A 16,547-nucleotide genomic window follows, 5' to 3' on the forward strand; every position below is an offset into this window, starting at 1 on the left:
CGCGCCGGAGGCCCCGGCCGCCGTTCGCGCCACGAGGGAGCCGCCCGGCGTGCGCACCGCGGGGGAGCGGCCGGGTGTCCGCGCGTCGCGGGAGCCGGCGGAGTCGGGCGGTGTCGGGGCCCTGTGGCGGAGCCGGGGACGCCGCCGTCCCGTGGGCCCGTCGTCGCGCCGCGTGTCCGGGACGGTCCTCGGCAGGGCGTACGGCAGGGCGCCGTACCAGAGGCGGGCCACGGCGAAGCCGAAGGCGAGGCAGAGGAGGCCGCCGACCGCGTCCAGCCAGAAGTGGTTGGCGGTGGCGACGATGACCACCAGGGTCGCCGTCGGGTAGAGCAGACCGAGGACGCGCACCCAGGGGAGCCTGGCCAGGGCGAACACGGTCAGGCCGCACCACACGGACCAGCCGATGTGCATGGACGGCATCGCCGCGTACTGGTTCGACATGTGTTTGAGGTCGCCGGACGCCATCGACCCCCACGTCTGGTGGACCATCACCGTGTCGACGAAGCCGCCGCGCGGCATCAGCCGCGGTGGCGCCAACGGGTAGAGGTAATAGCCGACCAGGGCCACCGCCGTGGTGGCGAACAGGACGAGACGGGTCGCCGCGTAGCGGCCCGGATGGCTGCGGTAGAGCCACACCAGGACGACCAGCGTGACGACGAAGTGCAGCGTGGCGTAGTAGTAGTTCATGCTCACGATGAGCCAGGTCACCGAGTTCACCGCGTGGTTGACCGACTCCTCCACGGCGATGCCGAGAGCTTGCTCGGCCCGCCAGAGCCAGTCGGTGTTGCGCAACGCTTCGGAACGCTGTTCCGGCACCGCGTTGCGCACGAGGGAGTACGTCCAGTAACTCACCGCGATGAGAAGGATCTCGAACCACAGGCGAGGCCGGCGGGGGCTGCGGACGCGTGCGAGACGGCGACGCCGGGTCGGGGCCGTGACGGCCTGCGGAAGGGCCTGGTCGCGGCCTTCCAGCGGCGTCACAGTCGATTCACCCATGGACCCAGAGTCTGCCAGAAAAGACCTCTTCGTCCGATCATCCCGCGGTCGGGTTCGTTTTGCACGCCTTTACGACGACGGGACCCCTTCGCCTCCTCCCGGCGTACAGGAGGATGCCCGGTTCCTCCACCCTACGGAGGACTGCGCGTCACGGGAAGTGCCCGGGCGGGCACGAAATGCGACGACCGGCGGCAACCGGTTACGTTCAGGTCGTCAGCGGTCGTCAGCGGTCGTCAGCGGTCGTCAGCGGTCGTCAGCGGTCGTGCGGCCCGGGGCGGGGCGGGATCAGACGCGGGCGCGGTCGCCCGGCGCCGAGGCGGTGGAGCCCCGCACCACCAGCTCCGGCATGAACACGAACTCGCTGTGCGGCGCAGGCGTCCCGCCGATCTCCTCGAGGAGTGTGCGGACGGCGGCCTGGCCCATCGCCGGCACCGGCTTGCGCACGGTCGTCAGCGGCGGGTCGGTGAAGGCGATCAGCGGGGAGTCGTCGAAGCCGACCACCGAGACGTCCCGGGGGACCGCGAGGCCCCGCTGCCTGGCCGCCCGTATCGCGCCCAGCGCCATCATGTCGCTGGCGCAGACGACCGCCGTGCAGCCCCGGTCGATCAGGGCCGTGGTCGCCGCCTGGCCCCCTTCCAGGGTGTACAGGGAGTGCTGGACCAGCTCGGTCTCGATGGTCTCCGGGTCGAGCCGCAGCTGCTCCTGCATGGCCCGCACGAACCCCTCGATCTTGCGCTGGACCGGCACGAAGCGCTTGGGGCCCAGAGCCAGCCCCACCCGGGTGTGCCCGAGGGAGACGAGGTGGGTCACCGCCAGGGTCATCGCCGCGCGGTCGTCGGGCGAGATGAAGGGGGCCTGGACCTTCGGGGAGAAGCCGTCGACCAGGACGAAGGGCACGCCCTGTGCGCGCAGCTGCTCGTAGCGCTGCATGTCGGCCGTGGTGTCGGCGTGCAGTCCGGAGACGTAGATGATGCCGGCGACGCCGCGGTCGACCAGCATCTCGGTCAGTTCGTCCTCCGTGGAGCCGCCCGGGGTCTGGGTGGCGAGGACGGGGGTGTAGCCCTGGCGGGTCAGCGCCTGTCCGATGACCTGGGCCAGGGCCGGGAATATCGGGTTCTCCAGCTCCGGCGTGATCAGGCCGACCAGCCCCGCGCTGCGCTGGCGCAACCGGACCGGGCGCTCGTAGCCCAGGACGTCCAGAGCGGCGAGCACGGACTGACGGGTGGTGGCGGCGACGCCGGGCTTGCCGTTGAGAACGCGGCTGACGGTCGCTTCGCTCACCCCCGCCTGCGCAGCGATGTCGGCAAGCCGTGTGGTCACAGGGGTGGACTGTACCGGTCGGGTGCCGACTTGCACACCGATCGGACGCCGCGGGCGACCTGTCGGACGGCCCGCTCCGGCCTGCTGCGTCATCGCGCTCCCTCGTGAAAGTGATGGCAAGCTCTTGCAGAGTCTTGCACAGCGGCGGCTCGCCCCGCTGTGGGGCCGCTGAACCGCGACAACAACGGTCTCACAGCGGTCGAGCAGAGGTCACGCCAGGGTCACGCGCGGATAACTTCGGTGGGTTCTTGCACTTTTTTTCTGCAAGGGGTTTCGTGCCGCTTGCAGGGCTGTTACGTTCACGTCGCTCGACGGCGGCAACGGCGCGTCGGAGCCGGCGGGAACAGCGGACGGGACCGCTTCCCGCAGCTATACGGGCTCTCACCCTCAAGGAGAAACTCATGCGGCGTGGCATAGCGGCCACCGCGCTGGTGGCGTCCCTCGCCCTCGCGGCGACGGCCTGCGGCGGAGACGACAGCGGCAGTGACGACTCGTCCGGGCCGGTCACCATCACCTGGTGGGACACCTCCAACGCCACCAATGAGGCGCCGACGTACCAGGCCCTGGTCAAGCAGTTCGAGGCGGCCAACAAGGACGTCAAGGTCAAGTACGTCAACGTGCCCTTCGACCAGGCGCAGAACAAGTTCGACACGGCCGCCGGCGCGTCCGGCGCCCCGGACATCCTGCGCTCCGAGGTCGGCTGGACGCCCGCCTTCGCCAAGAAGGGCTACTTCCTGCCGCTGGACGGCACGGACGCCCTCAAGGACCAGTCGAAGTTCAAGTCCAACCTGCTCGAGCAGGCCAAGTACGAGGGCAAGACCTACGGCGTGCCGCTGGTCACGGACACGCTCGCGCTGGTCTACAACAAGGACCTCTTCGCCAAGGCCGGCATCACCGCGGCCCCCAAGAGCTGGGACGAGCTGAAGACCGCCGCCGCCACCGTCAAGGCCAAGACCGGCGTCGACGGCTACTGGGGCTCCACCCAGGCCTACTACGCGCAGTCGTTCCTCTACGGCGAGGGCACCGACACGGTCGACGCCGACGCCAAGAAGATCACCGTGAACTCGGCGGCCGCGAAGAAGGCGTACGGCACCTGGCTCGGCCTCTTCGACGGCAAGGGCCTGCACAAGGCCGACACCACCGCCGACGCCTACGCCCACATCCAGGACGCGTTCGTCAACGGCAAGGTCGCCGCGATCATCCAGGGCCCCTGGGAGATCACGAACTTCTACAAGGGCAGCGCCTTCAAGGACAAGGCCAACCTCGGCATCGCCACCGTCCCGGCCGGTTCCACCGGCAAGGCGGGCGCCCCGACCGGCGGCCACAACCTCTCGGTCTACGCCGGTTCCGACAAGGCCCACCAGGCCGCCGCGCTGAAGTTCGTCGACTTCATGACCTCCGCCGCGTCCCAGGCGACCATCGCCCAGAAGAACTCCACGCTGCCCACCCGCGACGACGCCTACACCGCGGCCGTCAAGGCCGACCCGGGCATCGCCGGCTACCAGACGGTGCTGGCCGCCGCCCAGCCGCGGCCCGCGCTGCCGGAGTACAGCTCGCTGTGGGGTCCGCTGGACACCGAACTGCCCAAGATCGCGGGTGGCAAGGAGACCCTCGACAAGGGACTGAGCAACGCTGAGCTCGCCATCGCCAAGCTGGTGCCCGACTTCAGCAAGTGAGTCCGAGCGGCCGCCGGATCTTCCAGATCATGGAGGGGAGAGATCCGGCGGCCATCCGGCCTGTGAGCTGCGGGCCGCAGCCCCCGTCGACGATCCAGCGTGAAATCCAGAAGGTGTCGAACCATGACAGTCGCCATCGACCGCGCGACCGGCAAGCGCCGCGGTGACCGTGAGCCGGGGCCCGGGCCGGCCGGCCGCCTGAAGCGCGGCTACCAGAAGCACTGGTACGCGTACGCGATGATCGCCCCGGTGGCGGTCGTCCTCGGCGTCCTCGTGCTGTACCCCCTGGCGTACGGCCTCTACCTGACGCTGACCGACGCCAACAGCCTCAACACGGCCCGCACCATCGGCGTCAACCACATCGACGCCACCTACAAGTTCATCGGCCTCGACAACTACGCCGACATCCTGTGGGGGCCGACGGCCTACGACCGCTTCTGGTCGCACTTCCTCTGGACGATCGTGTGGACGGCGGCCTGCGTCGCCCTGCACTACGGCATCGGACTCGGCCTCGCCCTGCTCCTCAACCAGAAGCTGCGCGGGCGCACCCTGTACCGGCTGATCCTGGTGCTGCCGTGGGCGGTGCCCACCTTCGTCACCGTGTTCGGCTGGCGGTTCATGCTCGCCGACGGCGGCATCGTCAACTCCGCGCTGGACTTCCTGCATCTGCCGTCGCCGCTGTGGCTCGAGGACACCTTCTGGCAGCGATTCGCCGCGATCATGGTGAACACCTGGTGCGGTGTGCCCTTCATGATGATCTCGCTGCTCGGCGGCCTGCAGGCCATCGACGCCTCGCTCTACGAGGCCGCCGAGATGGACGGCGCGAGCGCCTGGCAGCGATTCCGGTACGTCACCCTGCCGGGACTGAGGTCGGTCAGCTCCACCGTCGTCCTGCTGGGCGTCATCTGGACCTTCAACCAGTTCGCCGTGATCTTCCTGCTGTTCGGCAACACCGCCCCGGACGCGCAGATCCTCGTCACCTGGGCCTACTACCTCGGCTTCGGGCAGCAGCCGCGTGACTTCGCCCAGTCGGCCGCGTACGGCATCCTGCTGCTGGCCATCCTGATCGTCTTCACCTCGTTCTACCGCCGCTGGCTGAACCGCAACGAGCAGCAGCTCGCGATCTGAGGCAGGAGTTCCCATGAGCAGCACCGCAGTCGAGACCTCCGCCGCCACGAGCGAGCAGCGTTCCGGGAAGACCCCGCGCCGGGCCCGCCGCCGCGGCGAGAACAGCCTCGCCGGCTCCCTCGCCTCGCACGGCGTCCTGATCGTCGCGAGCCTGATCGCGCTCTTCCCGATCGCCTGGCTCGTCTATCTGTCCCTCGGCCCGGACAAGGACGACTACCTCCACCCGGGCGGCATCTGGGGCAAGATGACGTTCGCCAACTACACGTTCGTCGTCGAGCACACCGAGTTCTTCAACTGGTTGAAGAGCTCCCTCATCGTCACGCTCGGCACGACCGCCGTCGGCGTGCTCATCGCCGCCACCACCGGCTACGCCGTGTCCCGCATGCGCTTCCCCGGCTACAAGAAGTTCATGTGGGTGCTGCTGGTCACCCAGATGTTCCCGGTCGCCGTGCTGATGGTGCCGATGTACCAGATCCTCTCGGACCTGCAGCTCATCGACAACTACCTCGGTCTGATCCTCGTGTACTGCACGACGGTCATCCCGTACAGCGCCTGGCTGCTCAAGGGGTACTTCGACACCATCCCGTTCGAGATCGACGAGGCGGGACGCGTGGACGGACTCACCCCGTTCGGCACCTTCTTCCGGCTGATCCTGCCGCTCGCCAAGCCCGGTCTCGCGGTGGCCGCCTTCTACAACTTCCTCACCGCGTTCAGCGAGGTCGCGTTCGCCTCGACGTTCATGCTCAGCGACGACAAGTACACGCTCGCCGTCGGCCTGCAGTCCTTCGTCAGCGAACACGACGCCCAGCGCAACCTGATGGCCGCCACCGCGGTGCTGATCGCGATACCGGCCGCCGTGTTCTTCTACCTCGTGCAGAAGAACCTGGTGACCGGCCTCACCGCGGGCGGCACCAAGGGCTGAGCGCCCGGCGCTTCCTCGGACTCCCGCGCGGCCTGCCGCGCGGGCGGCGGCCGCGGTGTCCTTCCGACCCCGCCGGCACCGCGGCCGCCTCGTTCCACCGCCGCCCGACCCCCGAGAAACCCATGACCACCACTCCGTTACGTACCAAGGACGTCATGAGCCAGCAGCCCTCCGCAGCCCCGGCCCCCGCCCCCACCTCGGCCGTCGCCACCGTCGCCCGGCACCGCGACTGGTGGCGGGACGCGGTGATCTACCAGGTGTACCCGCGCAGCTTCGCCGACAGCGACGGCGACGGCATGGGCGACCTGGAAGGCGTACGCTCCCGTCTCCCGTACCTGCGCGACCTCGGTGTGGACGCCGTGTGGCTGAGCCCCTTCTACGCCTCGCCGCAGGCCGACGCCGGTTACGACGTCGCCGACTACCGCGCCGTCGACCCGATGTTCGGCAACCTCCTCGACGCCGACGCGCTGATCCGCGACGCCCATGAACTGGGCCTGAGGATCATCGTCGACCTGGTCCCCAACCACTCCTCCGACCAGCACGAGTGGTTCAAGCGCGCGCTGGCGGACGGCCCCGCCTCGCCGCTGCGCGACCGCTACCACTTCCGCCCCGGCAAGGGAACGAACGGCGAACTCCCGCCCAACGACTGGGAGTCCATCTTCGGCGGCCCGGCCTGGACGCGGGTCACCGAGCCGGACGGGTCGCCCGGCGCGTGGTACCTGCACCTCTTCGCCCCCGAGCAGCCCGACTTCAACTGGGAACACCCCGCGGTCGGCGACGAGTTCCGCTCGATCCTGCGCTTCTGGCTGGACATGGGCGTCGACGGCTTCCGCATCGACGTCGCCCACGGCCTGGTCAAGGCGCCCGGCCTGCCCGATCTCGGCTCCCACGAACAGCTCAAGCTGCTGGGCAACGATGTCATGCCGTTCTTCGACCAGGACGGCGTCCACGAGATCTACCGGCAGTGGCGGCTCATCCTCGACGAGTACTCGGGAGGGAAGGGGCCCGAAGGGCCATCCGCGGAAGGGCGGGGGCGGGAGACGGGTGGGCGCATCTTCGTCGCCGAGGCGTGGACCCCGACCGTCGAGCGCACCGCGCACTACGTCCGCCCCGACGAGCTGCACCAGGCGTTCAACTTCCAGTACCTGAGCACCGCGTGGGACGCGAAGGAGCTGCGCGAGGTCGTCGACCGCACGCTGGACGCGATGCGCCCGGTCGGCGCGCCCGCCACCTGGGTGCTGTCCAACCACGACGTCACCCGGCACGCCACCCGCTTCGCCAACCCGCCCGGCCTCGGCACCCAGATCCGCACGGCCGGCGACCGGGATCTCGGCCTGCGCCGGGCCCGTGCCGCGACGCTGCTGATGCTGGCGCTGCCCGGCTCGGCGTACGTCTACCAGGGCGAGGAGCTCGGCCTGCCGGACGTCGTCGACCTGCCCGACGAGGTGCGCCAGGACCCGGCGTACTTCCGCGGCGCGGGCCAGGACGGCTTCCGCGACGGCTGCCGGGTGCCGATCCCGTGGACGCGCGAGGGGTCGTCGTACGGCTTCGGCGCGGGCGGCAGCTGGCTGCCCCAGCCGTCGCAGTGGGCGGAGCTGAGCGTGGAGGCGCAGACCGGCGACCCGGACTCCACCCTGGAGCTGTACCGCACGGCCCTCGCCGTCCGCCGCGCCCGGCCCGACCTGGGCGCCGGCGACGCGGTGGAGTGGCTCCGGGCGCCCGAGGGGGTCCTCGCCTTCCGGCGCGGGGAGTTCGTGTGCGTCGCGAACACCGGCGGCGAGTCGGTGACGACCCCGGCCTACGGCCGGCTGCTCCTCGCCAGCGGTGAGGTCGCCGAGATCGACGGGGACGCGAAGGTGCCGGCCGACACGACCGTGTGGTGGACGACGGCCTGAGCACCCCGCAGGACGAAACACCGGGCCCCGAGCGGGCCCGGTGTTTTCCTCTCCGGCTGCTGGAGAAAGATCCGCGCCGCCAACGGGGGCGGCGACGTGCACCTCATCGGCGGCCCGCGGACCATCGCCACCTTCCACGCGCTCGGCGCACTGGACCGTCTCGAACTGGTCGTGCTGCCCCTGCTGTTCGGCGGCGGCACCCAGCTGACCCCGGCGCTCAGCCCCGAGACCGGACTGACCTTCCTGAGCCAACGCGCCCTGCCCGGCAAGCCCGCCGAACAAGTGTGAAACTTCTTGCCGTTACTTTCACGACCCTTGCTGTAAACATTTCGGCGGCGGTACGTTCTCGCCGGCGCCAGGCAAAGACGCCTGGCCGTCGGGCAAGGAGAACCCCCACGTGATATCGAGATGGTCCGCAAGAGCCACCGCCACCGCCGCGGCCACCGCGCTCGCCGCCTCGGCCGCCGTCCTCACCCCCACCGCCGCCCAGGCCTCCCCGCCGGGCGCCAAGGACGTCACCGCCGTCCTCTTCGAATGGAACTTCGCGTCCGTCGCCAAGGAGTGCACCGACGCCCTCGGCCCCGCCGGGTACGGCTATGTGCAGGTCTCGCCGCCCGCCGAGCACGTCCAGGGCTCGCAGTGGTGGACCTCGTACCAGCCCGTCAGCTACAAGATCGCGGGCCGGCTCGGGGACCGAACGGCCTTCCAGAACATGGTGAACACCTGCCACGCGGCCGGAGTGAAGGTCGTCGTCGACACCGTCGTCAACCACATGGCCGCCGGCGGCGGCACCGGCACGGGCGGATCGTCGTACACGAAGTACGGCTATCCCGGCCTGTACTCCTCCTACGACTTCGACGACTGCACGTCCCAGGTCGGCGACTACCGGGACCGCTGGAACGTCCAGCACTGCGAACTCGTCGGCCTCGCCGACCTGGACACGGGGGAGGAGTACGTCCGCAGGACCATCGCCGGGTACCTGAACGACCTGCTCACCCTCGGCGTCGACGGCTTCCGCGTCGACGCGGCCAAACACATCGACACCGCCGACCTCGCCGACATCAAGTCCCGGCTGAGCAACCGGTCGGCGTACTGGAAGCAGGAGGTCATCTACGGCAGCGGAGAGGCCGTCCAGCCCACCGAGTACACCGGCAACGGCGATGTGCAGGAGTTCCGTTACGCCTACGACCTCAAGCGGGTCTTCAACAACGAGAACCTCGCCTATCTGAAGAACTACGGCGAGGGCTGGGGCTACATGAGCAGCTCGGTCGCGGGCGTCTTCGTCGACAACCACGACACCGAGCGCAACGGCTCCACCCTCGACTACAAGGACGGGGCGAACTACACCCTGGCCAACGTCTTCATGCTCGCGTACCCCTACGGCGCGCCGGACGTGAACTCCGGCTACGAGTGGTCGAACGCGGACGCCGGCCCGCCGAACGGCGGTGCTGTCAACGCCTGTTGGCGGGACGGCTGGAAGTGTCAGCACGCCTGGCCGGAGATCCTCCGCATGGTCGCCTTCCGCAACGCGGTCCGCGGTGAGCCGGTCGGCAACTGGTGGGACGACGGCGGTGACGCGATCGCCTTCGGGCGGGGCGCCAAGGGCTACGTCGCCATCAACCACGAGTCGAGCAGCCTGAGTCGCACCTTCCAGACCTCGCTGCCCGCCGGGACGTACTGCAACGTGCAGAACGACACGAGCGTGACGGTCGGCTCCAACGGCCGGTTCACCGCGACTCTCGGCGCCGACACGGCGCTGGCGATCTACGCGGGCAAGTCCCGCTGCTGAAAGTTCTTTCCAGTCGTTTCATGACTCTTGCTGTAATCCTTGCGGCGGCGATACGGTCACGCGGGGTCGGACCCGAAGAGCCGTACATCGCAAGGAGTCCACGTCAGTGAAACCGAGATGGCCGGTGCCGTCGAGGCGCCGCACCGCGCATGCCGGACGGGTCGCCGCGGTCACCGTGACCGCGCTGGCCGCAGCGCTCGTCCAGCCGCTGTCCGCCCGGGCGGCCACCCCGCCGCCACCGCCCTCCGACGCGAAGCTCGCCGCACAGCCGGCCCGGCACGACGACACCCGTGAGCAGTTCTACTTCGTCCTGCCGGACCGCTTCGCCGACGGCGACCCGAAGAACGACAGGGGCGGCCTCACCGGCACCCGCCTGACCACCGGCTACGACCCCACCGACAAGGGCTTCTACCAGGGCGGCGACCTCAAGGGCCTGACCAAGAGGCTCGACTACATCAAGGGCCTCGGCACCACGTCCATCTGGATGGCCCCGATCTTCAAGAACCGGCCCGTGCAGGGAACCGGGTCCAACGCCTCGGCCGGCTACCACGGTTACTGGATCACCGACTTCACCCAGGTCGACCCGCACTTCGGCACCGACAAGGACCTCCGGACCCTCATCTCCAAGGCGCACGCCAAGGGCATGAAGGTCTTCTTCGACGTCATCACCAACCACACGGCCGACGTCGTCGACTACAAGGAGAAGTCCTACGACTACCTCTCCAAGGGCGCCTTCCCGTATCTGACGAAGGACGGCGAGCCCTTCGACGACGCCGACTACGCGACCGCGGCCGCGGGCAGGACGTTCCCCGCCGTCGACGCGGACTCCTTCCCGCGCACCCCCACGGTCACCGGCAAGAGCGCCAAGGTCCCCGCCTGGCTCAACGACCCGACGATGTACCACAACCGCGGCGACTCGACCTACGCCGGCGAGTCCACGACCTACGGCGACTTCTCCGGCCTCGACGACCTGTGGACCGAGCGCCCCGAGGTCGTCTCCGGCATGGAGAAGATCTACCGGCGCTGGGTCGGGGACTTCGCCATCGACGGCTTCCGGATCGACACCGCGAAGCACGTGAACATGGAGTTCTGGACGCAGTGGGCGACCGCGCTCGACGCCTACGCGGCCGAGCGGGGCCGCAAGGACTTCTTCATGTTCGGCGAGGTCTACTCCGCCGACACGTCGATCACCTCGCCGTACGTCACCCGGGGCCGCCTCGACGCCACGCTCGACTTCCCCTTCCAGGAGGCGGCACGGCAGTACGCCTCCCAGGGCGGCAGCGCCCAGAAGCTCGCCTCCGTCTTCGGCGACGACTACAAGTACACGACCGACAAGGCCAACGCGTACGAGCAGGTCACCTTCCTCGGCAACCACGACATGGGCCGCATCGGGTACTTCCTGAAGCAGGACGACCCGAAGGCGACCGACGCCGAACTGCTCGCCAAGGACCGGCTCGCCAACGAGCTGATGTTCCTCAGCCGCGGCAACCCCGTCGTCTACTACGGCGACGAGCAGGGCTTCACCGGCGCCGGCGGCGACAAGGACGCCCGCCAGACGATGTTCGCCTCGAAGACCGCCGACTACCTCGACGACGACGAGATCGGCACCGACCGCACCCACGCGAGCGACGCGTACGACACGAGCGCGCCGCTGTACCGGCAGATCGCCGCACTCGCCAAGCTCCGCAAGACCAACCCGGCGTTGACGGACGGCGTCCAGGAGGAGCGGTACGCCGCCGACGGGGCCGGGATCTACGCCTTCTCCCGCACCGACGCGAGGACCGGCCAGGAGTACGTCGTCGCCTTCAACAACGCGGACGACGCCAGGTCGGCTTCCTTCGCGGTCGGTTCGGCGCGCATGACCTATCGCGGGATCCACGGCACGGACGCGACGGCCAGGACCGGCGCCGACAAGAAGATCACCGTCACCGTCCCCGCCGGGTCGGCGATCGTCCTCAAAGCGGCCGGCAAGCCCTCCAAACCCGCCACCGAGCCGACCATCACCCTCAAGGCCCCGGCCGCCGGCGCCACCGGCACGGTCGAGCTCACCGCCGGCGTGGACGGCGGACAGCTCAACCGGGTCGTCTTCGCCGCCCAGGTCGGCAAGGGGAAGTGGCAGACGCTCGGGTCGGCGGACCACGCGCCCTACAAGGTCACACAGACCGTCGGGAAGGACGTCGAGGCCGGAACCGCCCTGCGCTACAAGGCGGTTGTGGTCGACTCGACCGGGAGCACCGCGTCGGCGACGGCCGAGTCGGTCAGCGGCGCCCCGCCCGCCGGGGAGAACCCCACCGCCTCCTCCCGCGACCATGCGATCGTCCACTACAAGCGCACCGACGGCGACTACGCCGACTGGGGCCTGTACGCCTGGGGCGACCTCGCCGACGGCGAGTCCACCACCTGGCCCGCGAGCCACCCCTTCGTCGGCCGGGACGCCTACGGCGCCTTCGCCTACGTCAAGCTGAAGCCCGGCGCCTCGGACGTGGGCTTCCTGGTCATCGACAAGGACGGCGACAAGGACGTCCCGGCCGACCGCACGATCGACGTCACCAAGACCGGCGAGGTGTGGATCGAGCAGGGCTCGGCGGAGGTCCGCACCGAGCGGCCCGCCTACCCGGCGCAGGACACCGCCAAGGCCGTCCTGCACTACCACCGCGCCGACGGCGACTACGACGGCTGGGGTCTGCACACCTGGACCGGAGCCGCGAATCCCACCGACTGGTCGAGTCCGCTGAAGCCCGCGCGCACCGACGCCTACGGTGCGGTCTTCGAGGTGCCGCTCGCCGCGAACGCCACCGGCCTCAGCTACATCCTGCACAAGGGCGACGAGAAGGACCTGCCCGCCGACCAGTCGCTGAACCTGACGAGCACCGGCCACGAGGTGTGGCTGCTCGACGGTCAGGAGAAGTACCTGCTCCCGCAGCCGGCCGGATCGGCCGCCGCGCTCGACCTCGCCACCTCCAAGGCGGTCTGGATCGACCGGAACACGCTCGCCTGGAACGGCTCCGCGGCCGCCGCCTCCACCCAGCTGCTGTACAGCCACACGGGCGCCATCGCCGTCAAGGACGGCACGCTGACCGGCGCGGCCAAGTGGCTCCGGCTCACGAAGACCGCCCTCACCGACGCCCAGAAGGCGAAGTACCCGCATCTTCGGGCCTCCACCGCCTGGTCCGTCGACCCGCGGGACCGCGCCCGCGTGCGCGAGGCGCTGACCGGCCAGGTCGTGGCCTCGCAGCGGGCCGTGAACGGCGCGGTGCTGACCGCGACGGGGGTGCAGACCGCCGGCGCGCTGGACGACCTGTACGCCGGGGCCACCACCGCCCGGCTCGGACCGACCTTCCACAAGGGCCGTCCCACGCTGTCCGTCTGGGCCCCGACGGCCCAGCGGGTGTCGCTGGAACTCGGCGGCTCCACGGTGAAGATGAAGCGGAACGACGCGACCGGCGTCTGGTCCGTGACCGGCCCCGGCTCGTGGAAGAACAAGCCCTACCGGTACGCCGTGACCGTGTGGGCGCCCGCCGCCGGCAAGGTCGTCGTCAACAAGGTCACCGACCCCTACTCGGTCGCCCTCACCACCGACTCCGAACGCAGTCTCGTCGTCGACCTGGACGACGGGTCGCTGGCCCCGGGCGGCTGGTCGACGCTCGCCAAACCGAAGGCCGTCCCGCTCAAGGACGCCCAGATCCAGGAGCTGCACGTCCGGGACTTCTCCGTCGCGGACACCACCGTCCCCGCACGGGACCGGGGCGGCTACCTGGCCTTCACCGACCGCGACAGCGACGGTTCGAAGCACCTCAGGGAGCTGGCGGCGGCGGGCACGTCGTACGTTCATCTGCTGCCCGTCTTCGACATCGCCACCATCGCCGAGAAGAAGGCCGACCAGGCCGCGCCCGCCTGCGACCTCGCCAACTACCCGGCGGACTCCGAGAAACAGCAGGAATGCGTTTCCGCGGTCGCTGCGAAGGACGCCTACAACTGGGGCTACGACCCGTACCACTACACGGTCCCCGAGGGGTCCTACGCCACAGACCCGGACGGGACCGCCCGCACCGTCGAGTTCCGCAGGATGGTGAAGGCGCTCAACGAGGACGGCCTCCGGGTCGTCATGGACGTCGTCTACAACCACACGGCGGCGAGCGGGCAGGCCCGCACCAGCGTCCTCGACCGGATCGTGCCCGGCTACTACCAGCGGCTGCTCGCCGACGGCTCCGTCGCCACGAGCACCTGCTGCGCGGGCACGGCGACCGAGAACGCCATGATGGGCAAGCTGGTCGTCGACTCCGTCGTCACCTGGGCCAAGGAGTACAAGGTCGACGGCTTCCGCTTCGACCTCATGGGACACCACCCGAAGGCCAACATCCTCGCGGTGCGCAGGGCGCTGGACGCGCTGACCCCCGCCAGGGACGGCGTCGACGGCAAGAAGATCATCCTCTACGGCGAGGGCTGGAACTTCGGCGAGGTCGCCGACGACGCCCGCTTCGTGCAGGCCACGCAGCGGAACATGGCGGGAACCGGTGTAGCGACGTTCTCCGACCGCGCGCGGGACGCCGTCCGCGGCGGCGGGCCGTTCGACGAGGACCCCGGTGTGCAGGGCTTCGCCTCCGGCCTCTACACCGACCCCAACTCCTCCAAGGCCAACGGCACCCCCGCCGAGCAGCGGACGCGGCTGCTGCACTACCAGGACCTCATCAAGGTCGGACTCTCCGGAAACCTGGCTGCGTACCGATTCTCCGACGCCGACGGCAAGGAGGTCACCGGCGCCGAGGTCGACTACAACGGGGCCCCGGCGGGCTACGCCGACGCACCCGGCGACGCCCTCGCCTACGCCGACGCCCATGACAACGAGTCGCTGTTCGACGCCCTCGCCTACAAGCTGCCGGCCGGCACCTCCGCCGCCGACCGCTCCCGTATGCAGGTCCTCGCCATGGCGACCGCCGCTCTCTCCCAGGGCCCGGCGCTGTCCCAGGCCGGCACCGACCTGCTGCGTTCGAAGTCCCTGGACCGCAACTCCTTCGACAGCGGCGACTGGTTCAACGCGATCCACTGGGACTGCGCGGCCGGCAACGGCTTCGGCCGCGGACTGCCGCCGGCCGCCGACAACGCGTCCAAGTGGCCCTACGCCAGGCCGCTGTCGACGACGGTACGGGTGGGCTGCCCGCAGATCACGGCGGCCTCCGCCGCCTACCGGGACCTGCTGAGGATCCGCACCACCGAGAAGGCGTTCTCCCTCGGGACGGCCGCCCGGGTGCAGGCCCGGCTGTCCTTCCCGCTGTCCGGCGGGAAGCAGACGCCGGGAGTGATCACCATGGAGCTCGGTGACCTGGTCGTCGTGTTCAACGCGACGCCCACCGCGCAGAAGCAGACGGTCGGCGCTCTCGCGGGCGCGGGATACCGGCTGCACCCGGTGCAGTCGGCGGGCGCCGACGCCACCGTGCGGACGTCGTCGTACGACAGGGCGTCCGGCACGTTCGCCGTGCCGGCCAGGACCGTGGCGGTGTTCGCCAGGACGACCCGCTAGCGGCGCGCGCGACGCATGACCCCGGTGGAGCAGACCGAAGCCCCGGCCCGGTCTGCTCCACCGGCGCGTCCGGCAGGTTCCGCGCGCCCGCAGCCTGCGTGCGCGCGGTCCCGGAGGGCGGCGGGGACAGCACGGGACCGCCGGAGCCCCTGAGGCTAGGGTGATCCCGAGACCGAGGACAGGAGCGCCCATGCCGCAGATCACCGTCGACTACTCGAGCACCATGGAACCGGCCTTCGACCGCGCCGGCTTCGCGCGGGCCCTGCACACCTCGGTGGTCGAGATCGCCGCCGCCAAGCCGGAGGCCTGCAAGACCCTGTTCCGGCCCGCCGAGTTCACCGCGTTCGGCTACGACGACCCCGAGGAGCGGGGGCACGCCGTCGTGCACGTGACGTTGGGGCTGCTCGCCGGACGCACCGACGAGACCAAGGCGAAGCTGACCGAGACCGTGCTGGAGCTGCTGCGCGCGCATGTGGCGGACGGCGCCTTCGTGCTGCACGCCTCCGCAGAGGTGCGCGACCTGGACCCGTCGTACCGCAAGTACGAGAGCTGACGCCTCAGGAGGCGAGGGCGATGAGCCGGGCGGTCAGGTCGCCGAACGGCCCGTCGGCCGGCTCGCCGCCCAGCACGGGCCGCAGCAGCGTGCGCAGCTCGTCGTCGAAGGCGGCGCCGACGGCGGTGAGCGCCGCGAAGTCGTGCACGAGCTGGACCTCCAGCTCCTCACGCGGGATGCGCCGCCCGTCCAGCCAGATCAGCGCGGTCGACTCGGCGAGCGAGATCCAGGAGCGGACGACCAGTTCCAGCCGCGGCGGCGGATCGGTCACGCCCAGATGCGACACGATCTGTTCGTAGGCGATCTGGCGGACGGAGTCGACGAGCGCGTTCGTGGTCGACGAACCGACCGCCGGACCGCCGCGCATCAGCGCCGAGAAGCCGGGACCGTGCGCGTCGACGAAGTCGAAGAACCGGTGCATCACGCGCAGCAGCCGGGCGCCGAGCGGCCCTTCGTGCGGCTCGGTGAACCGTCCCGCCAGATCTTCCGAAGCCCGCTTCAACGCGGCCTCGTACAGGCTCAGTTTGCCGGGGAAGTAGTGGTAGACGAGGGGCCGGGAGATGCCGGCGGCCGCGGCTATCTCGTCGATGGAGACATCGTCGGGCGAGCGCTGGGCGAACAGGTCGAGGGCGACGCCGATCAGCTGCTGCCGACGCTCCTCGACTCCCATTCTGCGACGGACCCCGGTAGTCATGCGCACACCTTACCGATCGAATCCGGACGTCAACCGACCGGATCCGTGCACACGTT

General features: G+C 70.1%; 10 protein-coding genes and 1 pseudogene. 8 read left to right on the top strand and 3 right to left on the bottom strand.

All coding sequences use genetic code 11. From position 1 onward, the window contains the following. Positions 1–153 precede the first annotated feature (153 nt). Together ACH4ZA_RS12860 and ACH4ZA_RS12865 are read right to left on the bottom strand one after the other, a co-directional pair. A pseudogene (locus ACH4ZA_RS12860) lies at positions 154–996 on the bottom strand (phosphatase PAP2 family protein); the annotation flags it as partial. Between the two features lie 285 nt (positions 997–1,281). Continuing rightward, positions 1,282–2,316, bottom strand: coding sequence for a LacI family DNA-binding transcriptional regulator (locus ACH4ZA_RS12865; RefSeq protein WP_319279295.1), 1,035 nt, complete (start codon positions 2,314–2,316; stop codon positions 1,282–1,284). Between the two features lie 401 nt (positions 2,317–2,717). Here ACH4ZA_RS12865 and ACH4ZA_RS12870 point away from each other — a divergent pair, with 401 nt between their 5' ends. The 8 genes from ACH4ZA_RS12870 (at position 2,718) to ACH4ZA_RS12905 (ending at position 15,797) form a co-directional block, all read left to right on the top strand. After that, positions 2,718–3,992: an extracellular solute-binding protein gene (locus ACH4ZA_RS12870; RefSeq protein WP_319279296.1), complete on the top strand. Its 1,275-nt coding sequence runs from the start codon at positions 2,718–2,720 to the stop codon at positions 3,990–3,992. 123 nt (positions 3,993–4,115) lie between these two features. Next, a complete protein-coding gene (locus tag ACH4ZA_RS12875; protein ID WP_319279298.1) occupies positions 4,116–5,120 on the top strand; it encodes a sugar ABC transporter permease in 1,005 nt (334 codons plus the stop codon). Positions 5,121–5,133: 13 nt separating this feature from the next. Next, positions 5,134–6,042 carry an ABC transporter permease subunit gene (locus ACH4ZA_RS12880; RefSeq protein WP_319279300.1) on the top strand — a complete coding sequence of 303 codons (909 nt, stop codon included), beginning with the start codon at positions 5,134–5,136 and terminating at the stop codon, positions 6,040–6,042. A 155-nt stretch (positions 6,043–6,197) separates the two neighbouring features. Further along, positions 6,198–7,937 carry a glycoside hydrolase family 13 protein gene (locus ACH4ZA_RS12885; RefSeq protein ID WP_398429351.1) on the top strand — a complete coding sequence of 580 codons (1,740 nt, stop codon included), beginning with the start codon at positions 6,198–6,200 and terminating at the stop codon, positions 7,935–7,937. A gap of 96 nt (positions 7,938–8,033) precedes the next feature. Next, positions 8,034–8,225, top strand: a complete 192-nt coding sequence (locus ACH4ZA_RS12890; RefSeq protein WP_398429353.1) for a hypothetical protein — start codon at positions 8,034–8,036, stop codon at positions 8,223–8,225. A gap of 109 nt (positions 8,226–8,334) precedes the next feature. Beyond that, positions 8,335–9,726: an alpha-amylase family protein gene (locus ACH4ZA_RS12895; RefSeq protein ID WP_398429355.1), complete on the top strand. Its 1,392-nt coding sequence runs from the start codon at positions 8,335–8,337 to the stop codon at positions 9,724–9,726. A 106-nt stretch (positions 9,727–9,832) separates the two neighbouring features. After that, the gene (gene pulA, locus ACH4ZA_RS12900) at positions 9,833–15,244 is read left to right on the top strand and encodes a pullulanase-type alpha-1,6-glucosidase (RefSeq protein ID WP_398429356.1); all 5,412 of its coding nucleotides are present in this window, start codon (positions 9,833–9,835) and stop codon (positions 15,242–15,244) included. A gap of 190 nt (positions 15,245–15,434) precedes the next feature. Then, a complete protein-coding gene (locus tag ACH4ZA_RS12905; RefSeq protein ID WP_319279307.1) occupies positions 15,435–15,797 on the top strand; it encodes an isomerase in 363 nt (120 codons plus the stop codon). A gap of 4 nt (positions 15,798–15,801) precedes the next feature. Here ACH4ZA_RS12905 and ACH4ZA_RS12910 read toward each other — a convergent pair whose 3' ends face one another. Then, positions 15,802–16,491, bottom strand: a complete 690-nt coding sequence (locus ACH4ZA_RS12910) for a TetR/AcrR family transcriptional regulator (RefSeq protein ID WP_319279309.1) — start codon at positions 16,489–16,491, stop codon at positions 15,802–15,804. Positions 16,492–16,547: the final 56 nt, after the last annotated feature.

Origin of the sequence: Streptomyces sp. NPDC020597 (assembly GCF_044335095.1) — a bacterium.
Taxonomy (GTDB): Bacteria; Actinomycetota; Actinomycetes; order Streptomycetales; family Streptomycetaceae; genus Streptomyces.